This window comes from Porphyromonas somerae (genome assembly GCF_022845615.1).
Lineage (GTDB): Bacteria > Bacteroidota > Bacteroidia > Bacteroidales > Porphyromonadaceae > Porphyromonas_A > Porphyromonas_A somerae.
The window spans coordinates 274682-300224 of the sequence record NZ_AP025559.1; the positions used below are offsets into that span (position 1 = coordinate 274682).

General features: G+C 46.3%; 26 protein-coding genes. 11 read left to right on the forward strand and 15 right to left on the reverse strand.

Annotated features, from left to right (window positions below):
- Positions 1–51: 51 nt before the first annotated feature.
- The 14 genes from MWL85_RS01095 to MWL85_RS01160 form a co-directional block, all read right to left on the reverse strand.
- Positions 52–1998: a M56 family metallopeptidase gene (locus tag MWL85_RS01095; RefSeq protein WP_244401066.1), complete on the reverse strand. Its 1947-nt coding sequence runs from the start codon at positions 1996–1998 to the stop codon at positions 52–54.
- A 5-nt stretch (positions 1999–2003) separates the two neighbouring features.
- Complete coding sequence (locus MWL85_RS01100) at positions 2004–2378, reverse strand: BlaI/MecI/CopY family transcriptional regulator (RefSeq protein ID WP_018028279.1); 375 nt, start codon at positions 2376–2378, stop codon at positions 2004–2006.
- Between the two features lie 1393 nt (positions 2379–3771).
- The gene (gene nrfA, locus MWL85_RS01105) at positions 3772–5271 is read right to left on the reverse strand and encodes an ammonia-forming cytochrome c nitrite reductase (protein WP_244401068.1); all 1500 of its coding nucleotides are present in this window, start codon (positions 5269–5271) and stop codon (positions 3772–3774) included.
- A 17-nt stretch (positions 5272–5288) separates the two neighbouring features.
- Positions 5289–5894 (reverse strand): cytochrome c nitrite reductase small subunit, encoded by a 606-nt coding sequence (gene nrfH, locus MWL85_RS01110; protein ID WP_244401070.1) that lies wholly within the window; start codon positions 5892–5894, stop codon positions 5289–5291.
- Positions 5895–6052: 158 nt separating this feature from the next.
- Entirely contained in the window at positions 6053–6856 is an 804-nt protein-coding gene (locus tag MWL85_RS01115) for a cytochrome c biogenesis protein (protein ID WP_244401072.1), read from the reverse strand.
- Between the two features lie 2 nt (positions 6857–6858).
- Positions 6859–8160, reverse strand: a complete 1302-nt coding sequence (locus tag MWL85_RS01120; protein ID WP_244401074.1) for a putative glycosyltransferase family protein — start codon at positions 8158–8160, stop codon at positions 6859–6861.
- Positions 8161–8759: 599 nt separating this feature from the next.
- Complete coding sequence (locus MWL85_RS01125) at positions 8760–9692, reverse strand: IS3 family transposase (RefSeq protein ID WP_244400171.1); 933 nt, start codon at positions 9690–9692, stop codon at positions 8760–8762.
- Positions 9693–9697: 5 nt separating this feature from the next.
- Complete coding sequence (locus MWL85_RS01130; protein ID WP_244400172.1) at positions 9698–10132, reverse strand: hypothetical protein; 435 nt, start codon at positions 10130–10132, stop codon at positions 9698–9700.
- A gap of 194 nt (positions 10133–10326) precedes the next feature.
- Positions 10327–11376 (reverse strand): IS110 family RNA-guided transposase, encoded by a 1050-nt coding sequence (locus MWL85_RS01135; protein ID WP_244401075.1) that lies wholly within the window; start codon positions 11374–11376, stop codon positions 10327–10329.
- Between the two features lie 470 nt (positions 11377–11846).
- On the reverse strand, positions 11847–13076 hold the full coding sequence (gene cobA / locus MWL85_RS01140; protein WP_244401077.1) for a uroporphyrinogen-III C-methyltransferase: 1230 nt from the start codon (positions 13074–13076) through the stop codon (positions 11847–11849).
- Positions 13077–13156: 80 nt separating this feature from the next.
- The gene (locus MWL85_RS01145) at positions 13157–13405 is read right to left on the reverse strand and encodes a GlsB/YeaQ/YmgE family stress response membrane protein (RefSeq protein WP_021903040.1); all 249 of its coding nucleotides are present in this window, start codon (positions 13403–13405) and stop codon (positions 13157–13159) included.
- 13 nt (positions 13406–13418) lie between these two features.
- Positions 13419–13973: a 16S rRNA (guanine(966)-N(2))-methyltransferase RsmD gene (rsmD, locus tag MWL85_RS01150; RefSeq protein ID WP_018028282.1), complete on the reverse strand. Its 555-nt coding sequence runs from the start codon at positions 13971–13973 to the stop codon at positions 13419–13421.
- Positions 13961–14803: a DUF3822 family protein gene (locus MWL85_RS01155; protein ID WP_244401079.1), complete on the reverse strand. Its 843-nt coding sequence runs from the start codon at positions 14801–14803 to the stop codon at positions 13961–13963. Before MWL85_RS01155 ends, rsmD begins: the two co-directional genes overlap by 13 nt.
- Before the next feature lie 79 nt (positions 14804–14882).
- Complete coding sequence (locus MWL85_RS01160; RefSeq protein WP_018028284.1) at positions 14883–15590, reverse strand: hypothetical protein; 708 nt, start codon at positions 15588–15590, stop codon at positions 14883–14885.
- A gap of 151 nt (positions 15591–15741) precedes the next feature.
- On the opposite strand from MWL85_RS01160, the gene MWL85_RS01165 reads away from it, so the two are divergent.
- The 4 genes from MWL85_RS01165 to MWL85_RS01180 all read left to right on the forward strand — a co-directional run bounded on the left by MWL85_RS01165 (position 15742) and on the right by MWL85_RS01180 (position 20583).
- Complete coding sequence (locus MWL85_RS01165) at positions 15742–17184, forward strand: ATP-dependent DNA helicase (RefSeq protein WP_070707833.1); 1443 nt, start codon at positions 15742–15744, stop codon at positions 17182–17184.
- A gap of 765 nt (positions 17185–17949) precedes the next feature.
- Positions 17950–18999: an IS110 family RNA-guided transposase gene (locus MWL85_RS01170; RefSeq protein WP_244400173.1), complete on the forward strand. Its 1050-nt coding sequence runs from the start codon at positions 17950–17952 to the stop codon at positions 18997–18999.
- A gap of 187 nt (positions 19000–19186) precedes the next feature.
- Positions 19187–19609 (forward strand): transposase, encoded by a 423-nt coding sequence (locus MWL85_RS01175; RefSeq protein ID WP_021902868.1) that lies wholly within the window; start codon positions 19187–19189, stop codon positions 19607–19609.
- Between the two features lie 5 nt (positions 19610–19614).
- Positions 19615–20583 (forward strand): IS3 family transposase, encoded by a 969-nt coding sequence (locus MWL85_RS01180; protein ID WP_244401081.1) that lies wholly within the window; start codon positions 19615–19617, stop codon positions 20581–20583.
- Here the strand turns inward: MWL85_RS01180 and MWL85_RS01185 are convergent.
- Positions 20523–21554 (reverse strand): ISL3 family transposase, encoded by a 1032-nt coding sequence (locus tag MWL85_RS01185; RefSeq protein WP_244401839.1) that lies wholly within the window; start codon positions 21552–21554, stop codon positions 20523–20525. The genes MWL85_RS01180 and MWL85_RS01185 overlap by 61 nt on opposite strands.
- A 976-nt stretch (positions 21555–22530) precedes the next feature.
- Here MWL85_RS01185 and MWL85_RS01190 point away from each other — a divergent pair.
- The 7 genes from MWL85_RS01190 to MWL85_RS01220 are packed head-to-tail and all read left to right on the forward strand — an operon-like array spanning position 22531 to position 25511.
- Positions 22531–22746 carry a hypothetical protein gene (locus MWL85_RS01190; RefSeq protein ID WP_008126037.1) on the forward strand — a complete coding sequence of 72 codons (216 nt, stop codon included), beginning with the start codon at positions 22531–22533 and terminating at the stop codon, positions 22744–22746.
- Between the two features lie 11 nt (positions 22747–22757).
- A complete protein-coding gene (locus MWL85_RS01195; RefSeq protein ID WP_004371749.1) occupies positions 22758–22979 on the forward strand; it encodes a hypothetical protein in 222 nt (73 codons plus the stop codon).
- 13 nt (positions 22980–22992) lie between these two features.
- Positions 22993–23409 carry a PcfK-like family protein gene (locus tag MWL85_RS01200; protein ID WP_004371748.1) on the forward strand — a complete coding sequence of 139 codons (417 nt, stop codon included), beginning with the start codon at positions 22993–22995 and terminating at the stop codon, positions 23407–23409.
- Positions 23406–24737: a PcfJ domain-containing protein gene (locus tag MWL85_RS01205; RefSeq protein ID WP_244401083.1), complete on the forward strand. Its 1332-nt coding sequence runs from the start codon at positions 23406–23408 to the stop codon at positions 24735–24737. The genes MWL85_RS01200 and MWL85_RS01205 overlap by 4 nt, the downstream gene beginning before the upstream one ends.
- Positions 24738–24761: 24 nt before the next feature.
- On the forward strand, positions 24762–25019 hold the full coding sequence (locus MWL85_RS01210; RefSeq protein ID WP_004371745.1) for a DUF8466 domain-containing protein: 258 nt from the start codon (positions 24762–24764) through the stop codon (positions 25017–25019).
- Positions 25020–25038: 19 nt separating this feature from the next.
- The gene (locus tag MWL85_RS01215; protein WP_004293898.1) at positions 25039–25269 is read left to right on the forward strand and encodes a DUF3873 domain-containing protein; all 231 of its coding nucleotides are present in this window, start codon (positions 25039–25041) and stop codon (positions 25267–25269) included.
- Positions 25266–25511, forward strand: a complete 246-nt coding sequence (locus tag MWL85_RS01220; RefSeq protein ID WP_008126028.1) for a DUF6956 domain-containing protein — start codon at positions 25266–25268, stop codon at positions 25509–25511. Before MWL85_RS01215 ends, MWL85_RS01220 begins: the two co-directional genes overlap by 4 nt.
- Positions 25512–25543 lie beyond the last annotated feature (32 nt).

A 25543-nucleotide genomic window follows, 5' to 3' on the forward strand; every position in this document is an offset into this window, starting at 1 on the left:
AAAGGGGGCAAGTCTCATGAGACTTGCCCCCTTTGGTTAACTGATATAGGGTTATTTGGTGGGTGCTGTGGCAGGCTTAGGGAGCTTGAAGCTGACAGGGATGGTAAAGCGGACTCTTACTGGCTGGCCATCCTGCATGCCTGGCTTCCAGTTGGGCATGGCATTGACCACTCTTAGCGCTTCGTTGTCTAGTAACGGATCTATGCTCCTAATGACTTTGGCATTGGAGACGGAGCCATCCTTCTCTATGACGAATGAGACCATCACACGCCCCTCAACCTTGGCATCAACTGCCTCCTTGGGGTACTGCATATTTTGGCCAAGCCACTCCATCATTGCCTTTCCTCCTCCTGGGAATTCAGGCATATCATCTAGGTACTCAAAGACCTTTTCCTCTTGCACTGCAGGCTGGGCAAACTTAAAGCTGACTGGAAGAGTAAACTGGCATCTTACTGGTTGACCATCCTGTTTGCCTGGTTTCCAGTTGGGCATCGCACTGACTACTCTTAGAGCCTCCTTATCTAGTGACTCGTGCACGCCCTTTGTTACTTTGGCATTGGAGATAGAGCCATCCTTCTCAATGATGAATGAGACGATCACACGTCCCTCAATATTGCCGTCAACAGCTTCCTTTGGGTATTGTATATTTTGGCTGAGCCACTGCATCATTGCTGCTTGCCCTCCTGGAAACTCAGGCATATCATCTAGGTAGTCAAAGACCTTTTCCCCTTGCACTGCAGGCTGGGCAAACTTGAAGTTGATTGGCACGAAAAAACGAGTCCTTGCAGGTTGCCCATTCTCCATGCCAGGTTTCCACTTAGGCATGGCATTGACTATTCTTAGAGCCTCCTTATCTAGTGATTCGTACACCCCTTTCGTTACTTCCGCATTGGAGATGGAGCCATCCTTCTCGACAATAAATGATACCACTACACGCCCCTCTATCTTGGCATCTATCGCATCCTTAGGGTACTGTATGTTGTGGTTGAGCCACTGCATCATTGCTTTTCCTCCACCAGGGAATTCTGGCATTTCATCTAGCTTCTCGAAGACCTTGTCTTTGGTTGGTGGCGGAGCCACTTCTGTGATGGTGCTTGCTTGGGCTTGCTTGATCGTGACCATCTGAGTACCGAGTGCCAAGAAGGCAAGTACTGGAAGTGCCGAAAGTGCGTAAACTATGGCTAGTTTCTTGTTGGTTTTGTTCTTGCTGTTCATCATTACGATTCGTTTCTTTAGGTTTTGCATAGAAAATGAGAGCGAGGGTAGCTCTACCTTTCGGCCTAGTGTACACTCCAGTAACTGGTACTGGTAGGTCTTTCGGTCTCTTCCCTCTCGCAACACCCCTTGGTCTGCTAGGTATTCAAGGTTGGTGCGCAGTTGTTGGAGCAATCCCCACGCACATGGATTCCACCACTGTAAGGGCTGCAGCACCGTACTGATGATGATATCCCAATAGTGCTTCTGCCTGATGTGCTCCAGCTCATGCGACAGAATAGTGGGTGTGATATCGCTATTGGATAAGGACTTGGGGATAAAGATTGCCTTCCCAATCGTGAAGGGGGCAAGCTCCTCATCCACCTCATAAAGTGTGGCATTATTACTGAGCTCGCGCTTCGTGGAGGTGCGGCATAATCGATAGAGTTTGTACCCGCCCGAGGTGAGCCAGATGAGTGTACTCGCTGCACCAATAGCCCAAGTTGCCATCAGCACTTTGGCCCAGTCTATTGAGTTTCTCTTTGTAGCAGGTGCAGTGATGGTTGGCTCCTCCTCTATCACGATGGTGAAGCTGGGGAGCAACCTATTTTGTGCCTCCTCTACATCCCTTTCTGTTACTGCTAAAGAGATCAGAGGGAGCAGAAGGCTAGAGGCGATGGCGATGAGGTAATACCACCGCTTGGCACGGAGTAGGGTGCTTTTGCGGAGCAATGCTACTCCTAGAAGGTAAAAGAGAGCAATCCCTATTCCCGACAGCCCTAGATATTTCAACCAAATCATCATACCACTTATTCCTCTTCAATTAGTTTCAGAATCTCCGAGATCTCCTCCTTGCTCACCTTCTCCTCCTGCGCAAAGTGTTGCACCAGACTTTTGTATGAACCTTTGAAGAAGTTGGCAACAATGTATTTGATGGTCTTATCGGTGTACTCCTCCTGGCTTACCAATGGGGCATAGAGGTGACCACGTCGCTTCCCCGTGCGAGTAACATACCCTTTGCTCTCCAGCTTATTGACCACCGAAGCCACCGTAGTGTAGGGGGTGTCCGAATGCTCCATCAAGGGGATAGCATCGCTTATCTCACCCTCTCCGATATGCCATAGTGCACGCATAAAGTCCTCCTCAAGAGGGGATAGTCCGTTTAGAAAGTTAGGCTCACTCATATTGTTGTTATCTACGATCAATGTCCTTATTACGATTTATTCGTAGCAAAGTTACGACAATTTCGTAGATAAACAAACTTTCGCCCAACATTTTTATCCCACATCGCTAGAAGTGGCTTGCAGACAAGCTTCTTGATTTTGATATTCCGGCAATATTCCGTATGCCTGCGGAATGCATTCCGTATGCGTGCGGAATCTATTCCGTATACAGGCGGAATCCATTCCGCACGCATAAGGAATATGAGGTTGTGTGGTATTCCTGAAAATAGTACACACGGGTTCATGTATTCCTGTTATTGTATACACTGGTTATTTGTTATTCCTGAAAGTGTAGACAAATAGATAAATAATTGTGCTGATGACAGGGGATAACCACGAGTGGCGCAGGAGTTATGGATTAGGAGAGACTGTTGCACGAAGGCGATCTGCGGCGTTGCTTTCGGGATTCGGGCTCGGTCACGTACATGAGTACGCTCCCAGCGCCCTCACCCTCAGCGCCTTGCATCTCATCCTTCGTTCAAAGTCTCAGTGCATTTGATTCAAATGTGCGAGAATGGCACTTCGTGCAACATTCTCTAGGAAGGTGTTGCCATGTGGCATTCATTGGAGTGTTTATGGAAAAGGACCTCGGCAGAGGTCCGTGCTAAATAGGCACAGGTCGAGGCACGTAAGTGCCGAAGACCTGTGTATAAAGAGGACAAAACACCCTTACGACCCCGGTTGAGGGGTCGGACAATTATATCTAAGTCTGACCCCTCAACCGGGGTCATGGAGGTAGTGAATATGCTCTTTTACACAGGTCGTTCGGGGCTTTTGCCCCTCCGACCTGTGCCTATTTAATAGGGACCTCTCCGAGGTCCTTACCCGCTTGTCTAACACGTGCTAAATAAATAGGTCATGGGCTTAAGCATATACTCCTAATCAGGGGTTACGCATTAGAAAGGTCTTTATTGAATTGCCTATGGGTAAGGACCCCCTCGGGGGTCCGATTTGTAGTAGCCCCTAGTCGGAGGGGCGTCAGCCCCGAACGACTGGGAGTATTTAATGGCGCACGTATACATTCGACCCCTTGCGGGTCGGACAATATGAGCTAGGATGTCAATGTTAATCCTAGAATAGGTTGTCCGACCCACAAGGGGTCGTGGATTTTGGTCGCCTTACATACCCCCATTCATCGGCTCTGCGAGCCTCGAATGGGGGCTACTACAAATCGGACCTCCTCGAGGAGGTCCTTAACTATTGGCTCTCTGATGAATGTCTCGTGGTAAGACTCTTCTAATGCGTAATCCTTGGTGAGAAAAGAGCGGAAAAGAAATCAGCCTGAAGATGCGGGGCGATCTTCAGGCTGATTTATATGGTGAGGAATGATAGTGGTTGCTATCAGTAGCCTTATTTAGTTGGCTTTAGCGGTATAGAGTGTTCCCTTCTCCTTAGCCGACTGTATCCACTGTGGTACTGTGACCTTTTTGAACTCCTCCTTCTTGCGGTGTAGCTCATCGGGATTGAGCCCAATGTATTTCTGAGCCTTCTCCTTGGTACTAATGTCGGGGAGTGGGATATCTCCTACAAATCCATGTTGGGCAACTACTTGACTAATCTTTAGTCTCGCTTCCATCGCCTTTTCAAGTCCAGCACTTAGGATGCGTGTTATCTCTTGTGGTGCGTGGAAAGAGCCTCCATGAGTAGCCACTCCGTAATCCCAGCGCCACTGGCTTTGGCGAATCAACTTAAGGACGGGAGCCATCTCGCTCTCGGTAGCACCTTTCTTCCATGCAAACTCGGCCTCTAGGTGTGCCCGTACCAGTTGTTGCTCTAGCTTATCTCGTACCTCAAGTGCCATTGCTTGGCGATCGTAGACATTCTGCTTGAGTGTCTCTTCGCTCTCTCTATGGCAGGTTTGGCAGGTACGGTCGATGTGCTTTAACGGGCTAGTGATGTGGTGGTCGCTAAACTTCACACCACCCTCGCTCATATATGGCATATGGCAATCGGCACAAGAGACCCCTCTCTGTGCGTGGATACCTTTTTGGGCTACCTCAAAGTCGGGGTGCTGAGCTTTGAGGATCGGTGTTTTACTAAGCGGATGGATATAATCGTAATAGTCGGTCTCATCGTAGTACTCTTCGCCACCCTCCACGGTCATACCTTTATCCCAAGGGAAGGTGAGGTAGGAGGTCTCTTTCTGGAAGTAGTACTCTACGTGGCATTGTGCACAGACAAGGGAGCGCATCTCTTGGTGTGATGCCTTGGTGATATCAATGCCTTGCCTTTCGAAAGCCTCAATAAGTGCTGGGCGGGAGATCTGAAGTTCCATATTCTCAGCGTTATGGCAATCGGCACACCCGATAGGATTAACGATCTCGTCTCCGAGCTCACTCCATTGAGACTTATAAAACTCGGCTACTCCAATTTTATTCATCATACGTGGCACGTCAGGCGACTTGCAGGTCCAGCAGGTACCTGGCTGCATATCTTTATCCCCTTCAATACCTGGATTACCTACACGTAGGGTATTTCGCATATCCTCAATAGCGTGCATATGCCCCCTAGGGGTACCATACTCACGGCTAAAGGCATAGCCAGCCCAAAAGATGACCATCTCTGGTCGTTGAGCTAAGACATCGACGATATCACTACTATTGTACTTGCTAACGAATGTGGTGTCAGCGGTGTTTTGCCAAGTCTCGAACTGTCTAGGGTAGTTGATACCATAGATTTCGTTTCTTGCTTCACCATTGGGGATCTCCACCTTTTTATTGGCATAAATGGATTGTATCTCGGCTCGCCGTTCAGTGACTGAGGCTGCGAGTAGACCAAGTAAAAAGACGATTACCAATGCACCACCAAATAGCAACCATCCTAGCCAAGGCTTAAGTCTTCGTTGATTTGTCATAGCTATTATTTCTCTAATTAGTTTTTACTCTTTAATTTACTTATCCACTCTGGCACTGGGCTCTTGGGGAGTGGCGTAATGGCATTTGGGGTGCGACTCAGTGTGGCAACCCCTCCGTGAGGTACCTCTCTGTGACAATCCCAGCAGGCGAAGTTGCTATCATCGCTGATTTGGTTCCCTGCGAGTAGCCCCGTCTTTACCATCTCCGTATTGAGCTGATCGTGACAACGTACGCAATTATTGTAAATCACCCTTTGGCTAGCTGGAATAGCCTTCATAGCTTGTGGCTCCCCTCGCATGGTAAATACATAGGAGTGCCGAAGCCCATCCGTCGCCTTGAAGTAGTATTTGCTGAAAATATTATCGTGAGGCACGTGGCAATCGTTGCAAGTGGCGTCACGACCGTGCGAGCTATGCAACCACGTGGCGTAGTAGGAGTCCATCACGTGGCAATTGATGCAAGTAGCAGGGTCATCGCCTAGATAGCTCCAAACCCTCGACATATAGATAAGGTAACAGCCTAGCCCTGCCATGGTGCCGAGGAGCAGTACCGCACCTACTTTGCTTTTGTAGGTTGGTAGTAGGGTGTTAATAAGATGGTTCCACTTTTCTCTTAGTTTCATCTCTGCTATCGGCTTTGCCTTGATTGTCGTTAGATTTATTAATCAAAGTTAGCTAAAAACCTTGTAATTACAAGTCATTTCTTGAAGATAATCGCTGTAATTGACAATTTGGTATAGGTGCAATGCCGCTATTGTTGGGAAAGATATAAAAGTTCCAGTTATTGCACACCGTAGGTGTGTACACTTTGTGCTGCAGAGGGTAGATAGTTAACCCCATACCAGCACATTTGCAGGCATAAGAAACTAAAGATGAGTACCACCACTGCCAGCTTTACCCGTCTTGGGTGGAAGTGGCGAATGTGCAAAAATATCAAGTAGCTACACATCGTGATGGCGGCCCAAGTCTCTTTGGGATCCCAGCCCCAGTATGTGCCCCATGCTGCTTTAGCCCAGACTGCTCCGAGGAGAAGCCCAAACATCAAGAAGCCTAGACCTGTGTAGACGAGGTTGTCCATCACATAGAGCTTGCGATAGTCGTTTTCTTTTTTCTTCCAAAGAATGTAGATGCCAATGAGGAGCGCCACACCTAGCAATCCGTATGAAAACATATAGGAGATAACGTGTGGTACAAAGTAAAAGCTCTGTAGTGCCGGCATCATGCTCTTGCTATGGAGCTGAGGCTTGAGGATATTGGTGATGATAAAGACGCCCGCTAGGATTGTGCTGAAGCTAAATATCCATTTGTAGCCCCATCTGATGTAGACCAATAGACCAGAAAGGATAACGAAGAGGGAGTAGAAGAGACGGGTCTCCCCTTGTGTCCTCATAGGTGGGCGTTCTTGGCTCATCCACATTCCTGCGATAAAGACACTGAATACAATAAGGGCAAGAACCATCCCTGCAATAGCAATGCTTTTCTTGTCTTTCCACGCTAGATATGCCGATACGCCGCTCAGCAAGATAGTGATTATCCCAAAGAAGGGGAATACTTCCCAATCGGCCAATAGTAAGATCTCATTCATAGTTATTCCTCTTCTTTTTTAGTTTGCTTGTAGATAGAGTTGGAGGGGCCTAGGAGCAAGAAGATGGCTCCTGTAAATAGCACCCAAATGGAGATGAGCACTGGTGTGAGCCAAGGGTCGTAGACCAATTCGACCTCGGTGCTAGTAGCCCACCGCCGCATCTCCTCATCAAAATTGAGCTGATACACGTACCAATCCTTTACCTTGAGGGGGTCGTTTACGGAGATCACCTTACTCCCCTCTCCTCCCTCTTTGAGGTAATAATCTAGTGTGGCGTAGTATTGCCGGATCTCTGGGAAAGGCATAATGATACAAGTGGTCTCATCAAGGGAAAGTGCTCTATGCGGAAATAAGAAGCTTCCACAGCTCACCCAACCATTGTAGGTCTCTCCGCCCTTGTGTGCGGTGATATGTGCTGCAGGGGCACCGCCAGAACTGGCGAATTGGCTAAAGACAATAGTGGAGTCCCTCACCAGTGGAGCACCGAGGGGCAGAAGTTCCTCTACCGAGACCTCCCAACCATTAAGTAGCCCAGTGGTAGGTACCTCCTCAATGTTGATCATATCGGGCAGACTTTCAGGGAGTACTTGCCCTGTTTCTGTATTAAGTAGCATCAGCTTTGGTGGATACTCCTCAAGCGTAAAGTGCTTCAGCTCTAATGCAATTGGTAACTCCTCCACTGCATGGGTCGCTTGGTTGGTTCCTCGCCACTCCACTTCGTCTTGAGTCAGTGCCATAGTGTACCTCTGCATATTGCTGCCACTGACTAAGGCAAAGAATAAGAATCCATAAAGCCCTAGGTGATTGAGCATAAAACCCAACTCCCTCACTGAAAACTTAAAGGCTAAAAGTCGCCGAATGGTAACGGAGCCAAGCACCAGTAGTAGGTAGATGTAGATGGTATTGAAAGGGTGTGAATGTACCATTGCACTCCAACCCGCAGTGTGGAATAATCCGCCAAGACCATCCGCCATCCTGGGATCGATCTGTTTGGAGAAACCCATGATGGTCAAGAGCAAAAGAAATGCCACGAGTGAGGTGATGGTAGCAGCAGGAGAGACAATAAAGCGGACAAAGGGTAGCTTGCTCCCCTTCTTCCTAGAAAGAATGCCGATGAGCAGAGTGGCAACAATGAGAGCACCGAGTACTACCGTACTAATGGGGTGAGTAAAACCGCCTGAGGGAATAGGTCCCATCACCCATTGCCATATATAGCTAATCAGTAGGAGCCCCCCTACTATTGCCCAGCCCTCGGGATAGCCCCATCGGCCACTCCAGATATTTCGCTTCTTTTCCTTCATCATCTAAGACTTGATTTAATATACCTTGAGACTGTTGCACGAATGCGATCTGTGGCGTTGCTTTCGGAATTCGGCCTCGGTCACGTACTTCAGTACGCTCCCTTCGCACTCATCCTCAGCGCCTTACATCTCATCCTTCGTGCAAAGTCTCAGCACATTTTAGCAAATGTGCGAGAATGGCACTTCGTGCAACATCCTCACTTTGCAAACTTACAAAAAATAACTTTCGTCGGGCCATTGAAAATGGTGGATAGCAGGGGTTGTGCATTAGAAAGATCTTACAGTGTGATATTCATCGGAGTGCCTATGTTTAAGGACCTCCGTAGGAGGTCCGATTTGTTGTAGCCCCTAGTCGGAGGGGCGTTAGCCCCGATCGACTGGGGGTAATCAATGTGACACATATATATACGACCCCTTGCGGGTCGGACAATATGAACTAAGACATTGTGGTTTCCTGAAAAAGGTTGACTCGGTTAATGTTACGTTGTTATTAATCCTGCTTTATGTTGACTTTCTAGCCTTTAGTCCTGTGAGGGGTTGACTGGAGGGCGTAGCCCGTAAGGAAACCCCTCACAGGACTAAAGGTACCAAAACTTGGGCACCTATCCTATTTTTTGATTTTCAAGGTACTCCTCTCTATAGCTTTTCCACCTCTTGGGGATTTTCCCTTTGCACTTTGAGGCTTCAACAGGTGTCATATAGTCGAGACTCATGTGAGGCCTTTTTGTGTTGTAAAACTCTATGACTGAGGTTAATTCAGCCTTTGCCTCTTTGATGGTTTTAAAACGTTTGCCTTTTAAGAGCTCATTCTTTATAGTGTTATTGATCCTCTCTGCTTGTGCATTATCTTTGGGATCTGGGGTTTCTGTCATACTTATATCTATGTCATTCTTTTTAAGAATATCCACATACTGGTGGCTGGCATACTGGCAGCCTCTGTCTGAGTGATGAATGAGCTTATCGTTAGCTTTACCATTCGATTTAAGTTTCTTAAGTGCCTGATTTAGAGCTTCAATAGGGTACTTAGTGTCTAGGCTATCGCCTAGGCTCCACCCGACAATTTCTTTTGAGTATGAGTCTAAGATCACGGATAGGTAGCTAAACTTATGATGTACTCCGTCATAATGGATGGGGATATACGTTATGTCGCTCACCCATACCTGATTAGCTCTTTCTGGTATCATATCTTTTACGAGGTTACCATAGAGCTTAAAACCGTGATTGGAGTTGGTGGTTCTCGGCTTTCTTTTACGTTGCCTTAGCTTCAAGCCGTGCTTGTCTAGAGTGTCAAGAAAACGGTCTCTCCCTAGTGGAGTCCCCTCCTTAAACTCTCGCTTATACATATGCCACAGCTTCTTACCGCCCATGCCAGGGGCTTTCTCTCGGGTCTCAAGAACGTACTCAACAGCCATCTCTTCAAGTGCCATATTGGCATGAAGTTTTGACTTTTTTCGCTTGTAATAGGCTTGCTTACTTACACCAAACAGGTCGCAAAGGAGCTGTATTGTATATTTCTTCAGATCCTGTGCGTGCAAGCGATCTACCGTTTGGTGCCAGCTTTTTTTCTTATTTGGATGCGGAAATTCTCTTCTGCCACATTGATTAATTCATTCAATGCATCTGTCAAAACAGTCTGCCTAAAAAGCTGTTTTTCAAGCTCTTGAACCCTTCTTTCTAAATCAACTGAGCTTTTCTCAGGCGCCCCGCCTGACGCCCCGCCTGACGCCACATCCGAATAATAATACCTGCGATATCCGCGGTGCTCTTCTTGTTTCTTCTTTTTCTTCGCCTTCATCTCTATAACTTCGTCTAACCCAGAATCTAGGTACCTATGAACCCACTCCAGGATCGTAGTCCTTCCAATAGGGACAAGGTGTGAAATCTGGGTATAACCTAAGTTTTCCTCAAAATAGAGGTGAATAACTCGGTCAAAATAAATCTTCTGGAGTTGACTCCTTTTTACAAACTTACTCATAAAAATCTATCTATGAGTCAACTTTTTCTAGGACAAGACACATCAAAGTTAATCCTAGAATAGGTTGTCCGACCCACAAGGGGTCGTGGATTTTGTTCGTCTTATTTACCCCCATTCATCGGCTCTGCGAGCCATGAATGGGGGCAATCTATGATCACCACCAAATTTATATGGTTAAAAAGTGTTATTTCGACCTATGCTCGTTTTGCGTCATAATCAGAATAGAATTTGGTCCTTCTCGTGGCGATTGTAAAGGCAACCGTAAGTAGCTTGTTTTTGATGTTGTTCATAATGAGCAAATGTGGCTTGCCTTTGCTCTTCAGCTTTTTCTTGTAGTCTATGAACTTCGAGTTGAATCTGCTCGCAGAGAGTGCCGCCATATGTAAAAGACTTGCAAAATAAGGGTCGGCAAACCAACTCCTATGATTGCCATTTTGGACGGATGTACCTGACTGATTCGGGTGTGGAGAGACCCCTAAAAAGCAGGCAAGTTGCTTGGGGTTATCGAACCTTGTAAACCCTCGAGTAACAACGATCAAAAGAAGGCTTGTGATCTTCCCGATACCTGGTATGCTCAGTAGGCATTTATGGATCTCATTAAGCTCCTCATTGGCTTTAATGATTTCTACCATTTTAGCTTCAATAGCCTTGATTTCTTTCTTTAGAAACCTCTCCTGCTTCTCTAAGCGTTGGATCATGAACTTTAGCGTCTCATCATTGGGTTCTGACTTAAGAATATGCTTATACTCTTTTATCTGACACTTCAATCGCGCTCTTTCTCTCACCTGTCCATATCGGTATGAATAGAGTCTCTCTAAGTTCTCCATATCCTTAGATAGGGGCTTATAGAGCCTAATCTGATCGCGAAAGCGATAGAAGTAGTAAGCGATCTTTTCTGCGTCTATCTTATCGGTTTTGTCGCGAACAATCTTGCCACTACCACATTTGATCGAATAAGCATTTTGTAAGGAGCAATCAATCCCCAGCACATAAAGCTGTTTAGGCAGCGTGATGCTATAGTTACCTGTATCTTCTCCACCTACGAGCACCGAGGAATAGTCGCCAGCCAATGCACAAGTCTTATTCAGCCATTTTACAAATCGCTTACAACCTGGCACATCGTTTTTGAACTGCTCATTACCAATGATCTTTGGATCAATAGAGCTCTCTTCAGATACCTTGAGGATAGCTGCGTCAAACGTTTCTTTTGAGAAATCAATTCCCACAAATAAATTTTTATTCATAACTTTGTACTTGAAGTGGTTAGATAGCCATTAGTCAAACGATAGCTGTTTGTACTCAAGCTGTAAATAGGAGTGAAATCCTAACAATCTATATAGTATCCAACAGCGTGATTAGGTGTCCTTATTGCCCCCAATAGGTTCTATGACCTCGCTACGGTATTAAGGTTTCTCACCTAATCGACTAATGGCTATCTTTCTACAACAAAGATACGACATTAGTCTCGCTATTAGACTATTTTTACTGGCTATTTCATCTTTGATATACCCTTTAACTACGCATTTGAATTTAACTTTTTTTGTTTGCTTTTGACGGGCTTCGATAAACTCGCCCGGGCTACCTGCAAACTTACAGCTACGACAAATCGGACCTCTCCGAGGTCCTTATCCGTTTCTCCAACACAAGCTAAACATATTAGGTCATTAACTTAAGCATATACTCCTAATACGTAATCCTTGTGGTAGATAGGCAGTTAGTGTGCTTTGGGCTTTTTGGAGGCTCCTGTCACGGCGTCAACACTGCTGGACATTGCTTTCGCTTTATCGCCCAGTAGGTAGCTAGCCACTTCGTTGTAGGAGCTAAGGGTAATGGCGTTGTAGCCCTTGGTGCTGAGGAGGTCGGTGATCTTCTTCCCAAGAGTGATGATAGTTGCCTTGGGGGTAATCACATTGATGCCTTTTGCTTCGCAGAGCTTAAAGTAAGCCTCCACACTCTTGGTGTTTGAAAAGACAATGTGGGAAAACTCTAGTTCCTTGAGCATCTCTAGGTAGTCGTTGCTATACTTATCAGGGTCTTTGCTAGCAATGGTCGTCGCCACAGCTATGCCATCCTCTATCCTTGGTGTGAGCTCGCTCACCTTTCTATTGAGGGTGATAGAGAGCACCTTCATACCATTATCGTCCTTAGAGGGTTGGTAATTCTCCGTCACATTAACCACCTCTCCCACGAGGAGCAGACCAGGTGTGAGCTTCGTGTAATCGGTGTAATTTGGGGTGAAGTCTTTGAGCACTCCACGATAAGACTTCTGATCGGGCAGAGTTCCCTTACTAATAATAGCTGCAGGGGTATCGGGCGACATTCCAGCTTTGATCAGTTGCTGGCAGATCTCGGGGATTACTCGTACCCCCATATAAAATGCGATGGTACCCCCTTGCCCCACAAGAGACTTCCACTTCACCGACTCAGCAAGGTTGCTATCTTTGGTGCTTGCGGTAACAAGGGTGAAGGACCTTGCTAGCGCACGGTGCGTCACAGGTATTCCTGCATAGGCTGGTGCTGCGATCGCTGCTGTCACGCCAGGGATCACCTCGGTATCAATGCCCTTATCAAGCAGAGCGAGTAGCTCTTCACCGCCACGTCCGAATACAAAAGGGTCACCTCCCTTCAGCCTTACCACAGTATTTCCCTTCAGTGCCTCATTAATGAGTAGTTGATTGATCTCCTCTTGTTTTGGCGAAGGTTTGCCAGCTCGTTTCCCCACGGGGACCAATCTCACATTCCCCTTGCAGTGGAGTAGAATAGATGGATTGGCGAGTGCGTCATACAGCACTACATCGGCTTTGCCGAGCACTTTCGCCCCCTTCACGGTGACGAGGTCAGGATCGCCAGGGCCCGCACCTACTAGATATACTTTTCCACTTTGGGCTAAGAGATTCGGGATAGCAAGCAATAGTGCAAGGGTAAGAAATAATGTCTTTCTCATAAGATATAAATGATTGATTGCACAAATATAATAGGGTGGATACAAAAAGTATCCACCCTAGTTTCTTAGTCAATAGTTAATTATTTGCCACCTTTTTTGGTGAAGAGGCGACCAATAAAGATGAGGATGCAGGCACCGATGATCGCTACCACTAGCCCTGCCCACCAGCTATCGCCTGCAGAGAGGTCGAGTAAGCTAAGTACCCAACCACCTACTACGCCACCGAGTAGTCCAAGAATGATGTCTACGATCCAAGAGTTGCCTCCACCTGGCATAAGCCATGCGGCTATACTACCAGCGATAAAACCTGTAATGATTGTGATTAGCATAATTCAATTACTTTTATATGTTATTAATATTATGTGCAAAGAATGAGAAGTGTACCGTCCCATATCTGCGCATCTCCACAAAATATTGCTCTTTGCTGAAATCGTACTCCTTTGGATGCTCCACTACCAAGCAGCCCTCTGGCGAAAGTAGCTGGCTACTCATTATCCGTCTAGGTAGCTCTGCTAGTAGTGGTAGATCATAGGGAGGGTCAGCAAATATCAATTCAAAGGTACCAAAAGATTCGCTCTTTTCAATAAAAGCGAAGACATCTCTTGTCTGGACGCTGTAATGATCATCCGAAAGTTGCTCCACAACAGAGTTGATAAACGAGGTATGCCGAGGATTCTTTTCAATGGCCAGCACCTCCTTAGCCCCCCTTGAGAGTGCCTCCAGACCGATACTTCCACTACCTGCAAAGAGATCGAGAAAGCGAGTCTCCTCCCAATCAATTCGATTCTGAAGGATATTGAATAGAGCCTCCTTTGCCACTTCTGTCGTGGGTCGACCTCTAAAGTTTTTGGGAAGTTCAAAGCGACGCTTCCCATATTTCCCGCTTATAATCCGCATAGTATGTGTAATCGCTCCAAGGGGTGTACTGCCACATTATTATTTACTTCCTTACTACCGTCGGTGGAGTAGTCGTTGAGGACAATGTTTCCAAGACTTTCCTCAAGTAGCTGCTTGATACTTGGCTCGGGATTGTAGGTGAATAAGTATAGGGGCACTGCGTGAGGATCAAGCTTAAATTGTCGGTACAATGCCGTAATGTAGTATAGACAGTCTGCATCGGAGACCATCTTATAGAGATTTGCCAGTAGCAGCTCCCCCGACTTTGCTACCGCCACTTGGATGAATCCTTTGCTGATGTAAGCGGTAACGACCTGAGGGTGCTCTCGGCGAGATTTGCGTAGGGTATAGGTGATTTGTGTGGAGATATGGTGCTCAAAAGTGGGGAGGGAAAAGGACCTTTGGCAAAAGTCAAATAGCTCTCTATTGACCGAATAAATAATGTAAAGGTGCTCCTCCTCAATCGCCTTCGTCAATACTTTTCGCCCCTCTAGCTCAGTGGTCAGAGATAGCCAATTCTCTGGTGAGGCACTATCCATTAGATCCTCAGGGACAATGGCAAAAGGCGACCCATCCTCCACCAGAATAGTAGAGCTCCTGAAGGGAAGAGATAAAAGTGGATGATCCCAAAATAACTTTTGCATACCACCCTCTTCGGAGCTGGTTAAGGAAATACTCGTGGCCAAGATGGGCTTGTCGTTTTCTTGGGTTGTAGCCAAGACAAATATCATCTCGCTCCCTAGAGTAATGCGTGCATCAATGCCAAGAGCTTCATCTGCTGATAAGCTCTTATCTCCTTCACTTGCGTGGATCTCCTTTATCTCTCTCATAAGGGTTGCAAAAAAAGCACACTTCCTCAGCTATGTAGATAGAGAGGAGTGTGCTTTATGAATGAGTGGGGTATATAGCTTACTCCCAGTTACCTGCGTTGTTATTGATCTCTGTAAGCGAGCCAACCTTTAGCCCAGGATACTTACCGATCTGATTCACACGATCCTTAAGGTTGATGAGCTCAGTCTGATTGAGGTCGCCAAGATAGGTGTCGTAATCTACTTTGGCCTCGAAGATCCTAATAAAGATGTCGGAGCTAGTCTTTACACTAGCGGTATCCATCTCAAAGGTAGCACCATTGGAGAATGGGACAATACCCAGCTTGCTGGTATCATAGTCGGCACCGAAAATTGCCTCCTTAGCATTTACGAATGTGGTGTCACGAGTAAAGGATACACGCTCACCATTAACGATAGAGGATAGACCAGCCTCTTCAGCTTCCTTCCAATTGCCAGTGGCTCTTGCTTTCTTTACGATATCCCACGCCTTTTGCTCAGTCATACCATCTTGAAGCTGCTTCTCTGAGAGCTCCATCACCTTACGTACCGACCTTACATTGCCGTTCTCTAGCCAATTGCGAAGCTCCTCAAAGTTGGCAGCATGGACGTTATTCTCCTGCTTGTATGCCACCTGTGCTGTACGGATATCTATCAATTCCTTGATGACCTCCTTCTCCCTTTGGGTCTTTGTATTCTCAAAGTTAACAGGTACACGTATGCTGTTGTATACCGCCCAACCAAGTCCAATAATAGCTAGGACCAATAAAACTCTCGATAAAATTTTCATACCTTCAAATATATTTGTTATTTTGCATTCAACATTAAACGTACCAAGCTTCTTGAATATAGGTTACTTGTATGTAGTCTCTACAAAAGTAGCAACTTTTATTCAGACTGCCATACGAATCGGCGTTCAAATATAGCTATTTTCGGACAATATGAGTAATAATCGCCCTGAGATATTAGATTTTTTTGGTTTTACCCCCACTTCTAGCCAAAACGAAGTGATAAAGGAGCTACAAAACTTCTTTGCCCAAGCTCCCGAGCACTCCATCTTTTTATTGCGTGGGTACGCGGGAACGGGTAAAAGTAGTCTTGTAGGGGCTTTCTCTCACATGCTCCAAAGCTTCCTCTACCCGCAGATGTTACTTGCCCCTACCGGTCGTGCTGCTAAAGTGCTTGAGGGGTATTGTGGTTTGCCCGCCTATACCATTCACCGAACCATCTACCGGCAGAGGATTTCGGGCGATGGAGTCTCGTACGAGGTGGGGTACAATCAGCACCAGCCCGGTACCATATATATAGTAGATGAGGCCTCGATGATCAATAATGCCAATGATGGGTACGGCTCCTTTGGAAGTAATCGTTTGCTCGACGACTTAGTGGACTTCTGCTTTAGCATCGAAGGGAGCAAGCTACTACTGATCGGCGACGATGCCCAGCTTCCGCCTGTCGGTACCGAGATGAGTCCTGCACTAATGCCGGAGTATCTTGTAGGCTTTTGCTCCACACTATACCAAGGTGTCCTCAAGGATATTGTCCGTCAGGAGGAGGGCGGGGAGATTGTCTATCTTAGTTATCTCTTGCGTGGGCGGATCCTCGACCTACAGAGTGGCGAGGATTGGCACGAGCCCCTGCTCCCTCTGCCCGAGGTGAAGGGCGAGGTAGAGATCATCTCGGGCTACGACCTCCCCGAGCTGATGGAGGACTCGTATCGGAGGGTGGGGCAGGAGGAGACCTTGCTCATCACCCGCTCCAATAGAGATGCCGAGGAATATAATAAGTCGATTAGGTACCACACCCTTTACTACGACGAAGAGGTGGTGCCAGGAGAAAACCTCATGGTGGTGCGCAATAACTACCTTCACTTTCCCGTTGATGAAAAGGGGCAGGCGACAAGCACCTTCATTGCCAATGGGGAGATCCTAAAGGTGCTCAATAGCCGAAGGGAGCAGGAGCTCTATGGCTTTACCTTTAGAGATGCCGAGCTGCGTGATACCCATGGGGGCTTTGTCTCCGCCAAGGTGCTGCTTGATAGCTTATTCACGCAGGCCCCAAGTCTTACCCCAGAGCAGCGGGAGCGATTGTATCAAGGGGTGTGCCAAGACTATCCCGATTGCACCTCACGGCGGATGCTCTATCAAAAGCTACGGCAAGACCCTTATCTCAATGCCTTGCAAATAAAGTACTCTTACGCGATGACTTGCCACAAGGCACAAGGCGGACAGTGGCGGGAGGTCTACCTAAGCTTTGGTTATCTCACCCCCGAGATGATTGACCTCTCCTTTTGTCGTTGGCTCTATACCGCCATGACACGTGCTACCGAAAAGCTCTACATTATCCAACCACCGGCCTTTATTTTCGGCAATTTAGAGCTCTGAAATAGCCCCTTCATAACTATTTGATTTTCACCTAGCTATCAACCCGAAAACTGAGATGCAACTAAGCATTTGCTTTGTTGCATCTCGCCGATCGCTTAGTTGCATCTCGCCGATCGCTTAGTTGCATCTCGCCGATCGCTTAGTTGCATCTCGCCGATCGCTTAGTTGCATCTCGCCGATCGCTTAGTTGCAACTAAACTTTTGGCTACTTACACTGATGATTTTGACGGTATGTTGATCCCCTTTTTGGTTTTTCCGATCTAACCTTAATTGGCTAGGTTGTTCAACTATTTATTTGTCTTTACATTCCGCGTTTTTATTGCAGGGGTTACGCATTAGAAAGTTCTTACCGCGAGACATTCATCAGAGAGTCAATGGGTAAGGACCTCCGCGAGGAGGTCCGATTTGTCGTAGCTGTAAGTTTGCAGGTAGCCCGGGCGAGTTTATCGAGCCCGCCAAAATCAAACAAAAAAAGTTAAATTCAAATGCGTAGATAAAGGGTATATCAAAGATGAAATAGCCAGTAAAAATAGTCTAATAGCGAGACTAATGTCGTATCTTTGTTGTAGAAAGATAGCCATTAGTCGATTAGGTGAGAAACCTTAATACCGTAGCGAGGTCATAGAACCTATTGGGGGCAGTAAGGACACCTAATCACGCTGTTGGATACTATATAGATTGTTAGGATTTCACTCCTATTTACAGCTTGAGTACAAACAGCTATCGTTCGACTAATGGCTATCTAATCACTACATGTACAAAGTTATGAATAAAAAATTATTTGTGGGAATTGATTTCTCAAAAGAAACATTTGACGCAGCTATCCTCAAGGTATCTGAAGAGAGCTCTATTGATCCAAAGATCATTGGTAATGAGCAGTTCAAAAACGATGTGCCGGGTTGTAAGCGATTTGTAAAATGGCTGAATAAGACTTGTGCATTGTCTGGCGACTATTCCTCTGTTCTCGTAGGTGGAGAAGATACAGGTAACTATAGCATCACGCTGCCTAAACAGCTTTATGTGCTGGGGATTGATTGCTCCTTACAAAATGCTTATTCGATCAAATGTGGTAGTGGCAAGATTGTTCGCGACAAGACCGATAAGATAGACGCAGAAAAGATCGCTTACTACTTCTATCGCTTTCGCGATCAGATTAGGCTCTATAAGCCCCTATCTAAGGATATGGAGAGCTTAGAGAGACTTTATTCATACCGATATGGACAGGTGAGAGAAAGAGCGCGATTGAAGTGTCAGATAAAAGAGTATAAGCATATTCTTAAGTCAGAACCCAATGATGAGACGCTAAAGTTCATGATCCAACGCTTAGAGAAGCAGGAGAGGTTTCTGAAGAAAGAAATCAAAGCTATTGAGGCTAAAATGGTGGAAATCATCAAAGCCAATGAGGAGCTTAATGAGATCCATAAATGCCTACTGAGCATACCAGGTATCGGGAAGATCACAAGCCTTCTTTTGATCGTTGTTACTCGAGGGTTTACAAGGTTCGATAACCCCAAGCAACTTGCCTGCTTTTTAGGGGTCTCTCCACACCCGAATCAGTCAGGTACATCCGTCCAAAATGGCAATCATAGGAGTTGGTTTGCCGACCCTTATTTTGCAAGTCTTTTACATATGGCGGCACTCTCTGCGAGCAGATTCAACTCGAAGTTCATAGACTACAAGAAAAAGCTGAAGAGCAAAGGCAAGCCACATTTGCTCATTATGAACAACATCAAAAACAAGCTACTTACGGTTGCCTTTACAATCGCCACGAGAAGGACCAAATTCTATTCTGATTATGACGCAAAACGAGCATAGGTCGAAATAACACTTTTTAACCATATAAATTTGGTGGTGATCATAGATTGCCCCCATTCGAGGCTCGTAGAGCCGATGAAGGGGGGTAAAGAAGGCAACCAAAATTTACGACCCCTTGTGGGTCGGACAACCCCAAGGATTAATTTTTGTCTTGTCCTAGAAAAAGTTGACTCATAGATAGATTTTTATGAGTAAGTTTGTAAAAAGGAGTCAACTCCAGAAGATTTATTTTGACCGAGTTATTCACCTCTATTTTGAGGAAAACTTAGGTTACACCCAGATTTCACACCTTGTTCCTATTGGTAGGACTACGATCCTGGAGTGGGTTCATAGGTACCTAGATTCTGGGTTAGACGAAGTTATAGAGATGAAGGCGAAGAAAAAGAAGAGACAAGAAGAGCACCGCGGATATCGTAGGTATTATTATTCGGATGTGGCGTCAGGCGGGGCGTCTGAGAAAAGATCAGTTGATTTAGAAAGAAGGGTTCAAGAGCTTGAAGAACAGCTCTTTAGGCAGACTGTTTTGGCAGAAGCATTGAATGAATTAATCAATGTAGCAGAAGAGAATTTCCGCATCCAAATAAGAAAAAAAGCTGGCACCAAACGGTAGATCGCTTGCACGCACAGGACCTGAAGAAATATACAATACAGCTCCTTTGCGACCTGTTTGGTGTAAGTAAGCAAGCCTATTACAAGCGAAAAAAGTCAAAACTTCATGCCAATATGGCACTTGAAGAGATGGCTGTTGAGTACGTTCTTGAGACCCGAGAGAAAGCCCCTGGCATGGGCGGTAAGAAGCTGTGGCATATGTATAAGCGAGAGTTTAAGGAGGGGACTCCACTAGGGAGAGACCGTTTTCTTGACACTCTAGACAAGCACGGCTTGAAGCTAAGGCAACGTAAAAGAAAGCCGAGAACCACCAACTCCAATCACGGTTTTAAGCTCTATGGTAACCTCGTAAAAGATCTGATACCAGAAAGGGCTAATCAGGTATGGGTGAGCGACATAACGTATATCCCCATCCATTATGACGGAGTACATCATAAGTTTAGCTACCTATCCGTGATCTTAGACTCATACTCAAAAGAAATTGTCGGGTGGAGCCTAGGCGACAGCCTAGACACCAAGTACCCTATTGAAGCTCTAAATCAGGCACTTAAGAGACTTAAAGCGAATGGTAAAGCGAGCAATAAGCTCATTCATCACTCAGACAGAGGCTGCCAGTATGCCAGCCACCAGTATGTGGATATCCTTAAAAAGAATGACATAGATATAAGTATGACAGAAACCCCAGACCCCAAAGATAATGCACAGGCAGAGAGGATCAATAACACTATAAAGAACGAGCTCTTAAAAGGCAAACGTTTTAAAAACATCAAAGAGGCAAAGGTTGAACTAGCCTCAGTCATAGAGTTTTACAACACAAAAAGGCCTCACATGAGTCTCGACTATAAGACACCTGTTGAAGCCTCAAAGTGCAAAGGGAAAATCCCCAAGAGGTGGAAAAGCTATAGAGAGGAGGTTCATCCGACATTTCGTGTGATACGGCAGTCATGTAGTGCAAAAAGTCTAAGTTTGAAATAGTCATCATCTCTATATCCGTAAGCATTTCTCTTCATCACTTTAATTTTATTGTTTATGCCCTCCACTTTGGCCGTTGATAGCCGTCCATAATACCAAGCGAGTATTTCCTTTTTAGCAGCATTGATTGTATTTGCTAATGAGATTAGAGGTTTTGAATCTGTATCTGGTGCCATTGACACCCAGCTGTTTAATCTTTCCTCTGCCTCATTAATGGTTCGTTGATTATATATTTCTCTCAGGTCCTCCTTGAGGTAATAGGCTTGAGAGAGGGGTTCGTTCATTGCGAGTGCTTTCTGGAGCTTCGTTCTCCCTTTCTCATCAATCATCTTTTCCCCGTTGGCAAGTAGGAGGTATCTTGTTCCCTTGATTAGTTTTTTCTTTCCCTCGTCCACCTCTTTTGCCACTAACTCTCTTCGCACTTTATCAAGGGTATCATTCATTAGCTTGATGACATGAAAGTGGTCAAATACGTGTATGGCATCAGGGGTATTCTCACGTACTGATTTTGAGAAGGCTGATGACATATCTGTCGCCACATACTTTATCTGAACGTTCTTCTTCCTTACCCTTTTCCAAAACGTTGTAAGAGCATCCGCCCCCTTTCCATCGCCAACATGAAGGATTCTTCCTGAGATTAGGTCCACTACGATTGTCTTATAAACATGTCCTTTTCGGACAGCGAACTCATCAATACCTATGCACTGCACCCCTTGTAAGGAGGGCTTGCTGTAGTGTCTCTTAAGATAGGTTGTGTGAATATCCTTTACTACATCCCAACTAACACCTAGCCTTTTTGAAACCTCCTGAATAGTCATTGCCCTTAGCAAATCAACCACGTACTTGGCAAAGCGATTAGAGTACGACCTATTGCCTTTAACAAAGCTGACCCTCTCGTAATCATCGTTTCCGCATTCTTTGCATTTGTATCTTTGTACACAGAAGTTACGAAAAGAGTGTAATTTATTGGAAATGAGCGTTGGTTAATCGCTCTTGATAGTAATAGGTTACGATTTAGTTAGTTATCTACTGCATTATCCTTCTGCGCGTTGCGTAACCTTCAAAGAACTCTTCGTATGCAAAAGTAGCTATTTAATCCGAGATTTTGATATAAACTCCCAGATTTTTATCCCCTCATTCATAAGATTTTTCCGTAAAAGCGGTATTATCCGTCGGCACACCATTGCCCAAAACGAGTTTGGAACAAACGTGTGCCAACTACCGCATAGCCGGAGAAAAGGGCATTGCCTCACGCCTAAACGATGTTTAGACAGATGAAGCAATGCCCCTTTCTTTTGCGCCTATGCCAAGAGGTGCTTTTACGGGTTTTCAGATGATTTTTTTTTTTCGCTGTCCCTTTTGCCGGAAGCGGAAAGTGAATGCAGAGTGTGTCCGCCTGCCCCATGAATGAAACAGGTAGCCACACACAGCGGGCAATCCGGGAAGAATGATTGTTGTCGCCCGGCTGGACAAGTCCTGTCGGATCGGAAAACAATCATACTTCCTTTGTAGTGGTTTGCCCTTTTCACGCTTCCGGTGATGTCTTTTTCCTTTTGGTGATTCCTTTTTTACGGATTTTTCCCTGAAGTTTTTTCTACCCAATCAGCCTCTGTTTTCGTTTACCTCCATTTTTGCGCCTTTCAGTGAGCCGCATCAGGCAGTCATTTCCGTTCTGGGCGCAAAGGTAATTCCGGGATTGGACGGGAAAGCAAGGTCAAGCCTCCTGTTTTCGGTAAAAATCTCCAGCCCTGCGGGTAGTATTTTGACCGAAAAACCTTGCATTCCCTAATCCCTACCTTTTCAAGCACCCGAAACGAAAACGACCGATGCGACAGAAAGACGCATAAAAAAAATGTCGGATAAACGAGAGGCAGATAAGATAGTTTGAAACTCAACTCCCTCAGCTCTTGAATCCGCATAAAAAACAAAAAAATCAAAAACAGCGAAGATATGACAGCAACGGCAAATTTCAGACAAGTGGCGCAATACATCGGGTTGGCGATATGCGGCTTGATGATGCGCACCGCCTTCGGGGTGTTCGGCATCCTTTGGGGCATCATCAGAGAGATTGTAAACGGAGTGTTCCGAGTGGCGATAGGTGTAATCGTGGCTATCCTTTTCACCATTGCCTTCTTCGGCTTCATCCTTTGGTTATTCACCCTTTAACCCTTACCGACATGGCAAAGAGAAACTGCAAGACGGTAGCGCAGCAGTGCAAATATTACGAGGTGGACAACATCTTCGTGTATATGGTGGAAACGTACATCAACGGCAATTTTAGCACTTTCCGAAGATTGTACCACGAACTGAACAAGGACGCACGGAGGGACTTCATGGACTTCCTTCTCAGCGAGGTAGAGCCGACCTATTGGAGAGAGATACTTAAACAGACAATCTAAAAACGACAGCGATATGAAAGGAACAGACCATTTCAAAAGAACGATACAAATGTATCTGGAACAGCGGGCGGAGGAAGATACGCTCTTTGCGAAGAAGTACCGCAACCCTGCCAAAAACATAGACGAGTGTGTGACCCACATTCTGAACTATGTGCAGAAAAGCGGTTGCAGCGGCTTCACGGACGGAGAGATATTCGGGCAAGTCATCCACTACTATGAGGAAAACGAGATAGAGGTGGGCAAACCTATGAACTGCCAAGTGGTGGTGAACCATGTTGTGGAACTCACGGAAGAGGAAAAGGCGGAGGCACGTCAGAATGCAGTCCGCAGATACCAAGAGGAGGAACTCCGCAAGTTGCAGAACCGCAACAGACCGTCAGCGAGAAAAGAAACCCACCCCCAACCCTCATTATTTGATTTAGGCTTATGAAACCGAAGACCAAGATACAGAAAGAGGTGGCAAGACTTTCAGCCAACCTCCGCCCCATATCAACGACACAAATTGAATGGGCATACCGCCACTGCATTGAACATATAGGCTACCGCACCAAGAAAGGGAACATCACCTGCTCCGACTGCGGTCACGAGTGGCACAGCGACAGCGTACTGTGCGACACCCTTGAAGGTTGCACCTGCCCCAAATGCCATGCCGAACTCAAAGTGCAGGACACACGCAAACGTATCTACAAGGAAACGCAGTATTTCAGCGTGATAACCACCTGCAAAGGCTATCAGGTAATCCGTGTGGCGCAGGTCAGATGCGAGAGCAGGAAAGGCGAGCCGATGCACTTCTATTGCCACGAGGTTGTGCAGCGTTGGATTTCACCCGACGGTAAGGTTACGGACATGGCGTTGCTCCGTGGCTTCACATTCTGTTACTGCGATGTATGGGCATTGTGCAGCGCGATGGAGATAAGACCGCACAACAGCCTATACGATGATGTTGTGGCAAGAAGCTGTGCATATCCCAAAATGAGGGTATTACCCCAACTCAGACGCAACGGCTTCAAGGGCGATTTCCACGGCATTTCCCCCGTGCGTCTTTTCAAAGCCTTGCTTTCAGACCCAAGAATTGAAACCCTTATGAAAGGCGGTGAGATTGAGGTTATGAAACACTTTCTTTTCAATGCCCGTACTGCCGATGAATGCTGGGCATCATATCTGATTGCCAAGCGTCACAAGTATCTGATAGACAACTTCTCCATGTGGTGCGACTATCTGCGTATGCTCAACAAACTCGGTCAAGACCTCCGCAACCCGAAGAACATCTGCCCCGAAGATTTCATGGCGGCACACGACAACGCAACCCGAAAGATTGAAACCATACACGAGAAGGAACGAGCCGAGCAACGCCGCCGCTGGGAGATTGAAAGGCGTGAGCGTGAGCAACAGCGGCAACTGCAAAGGGAAAAAGATGCGGAGGATTTCATCGCCAACAAATCCAAATTCTTCGGATTGGTAATCACGGACGAGGAAATAATCATCAAGGTGCTTGAAAGTATAGACGAGTATTACAGCGAGGGCAAGGCACAGAACATCTGCGTGTTCGGCAGTGAATACTACAAGAAAGCCGACACCCTCATACTCTCGGCAAGGATTGGCGGTGAGATAATTGAAACCGTAGAGGTGGATTTGCGGACACTCAAGGTGGTGCAGTGCCACGGCAAGTACAACCAAGACTCCGAATACCACGAGCGCATCATAGACCTTGTGAATAAGAACGCCAACCTTATCCGTGAGCGGATGAAAGTGGCATAGCATCAACCCTAAAACAACATTGATATGGAAGTAAGAATTGAAAGCATGATTTGTGTGTGGGACGATAAAATCCCTGCATTGTTCCTTGAATTTGTAAACCTCCTCACTCTCACAACGAGTGAGGGGGAATTGAGAAAGAGCGTAAAGGAGTTTGCCGAGAAGCACGAACTTGACAAGTTCTTCCTTTACGGCTTCGGCTCACACCATTTCTACCTGCACCAACGCTACACGAGCAACCCCGAAATGGTGATGAAGAACAGAGTTCTGTCAGTACATTTTTAACCATCTAAAAAGCAACATTATGGCAACACGAATGACCATCAACGGAGTAAGTACCTGCACGGAAGCAGGTACGGAGAAATACGAGCGTTTCCAATCGGGTATCGGCAGACGCAGGCGGACACTTGTGCAATACGACTACCGCCACACGGACGGAGAATTGTTCGCTTGTGTAAAAACCACATTGGACGAGTGCCGAACCGCAAGGGACAAGTGGCTGAACGCAAAGCAGGGAAAGGAGGGCAACCGATGAACACGACCTATCAAACGCTGATAGTCAAATTCAGCGAACCTATCACGGCATTGGACGGTATCTTTGACGATGCCCAAGCGTGGGGAACTGACACCCTCAAAGGGTGGATAGATGATTACGAAAGCACACGTTTCACCGCCACCGACAGCCATACGGCAGTCATCACGAGCGAGTATAATATGGAATGTGTGAAAGAGTGGCTGCAACGGCAGACACCCATTGCCGAGATGCGAGAATTTTGAACAAGTTGGCGGTGCGGACACCGCCAACACTT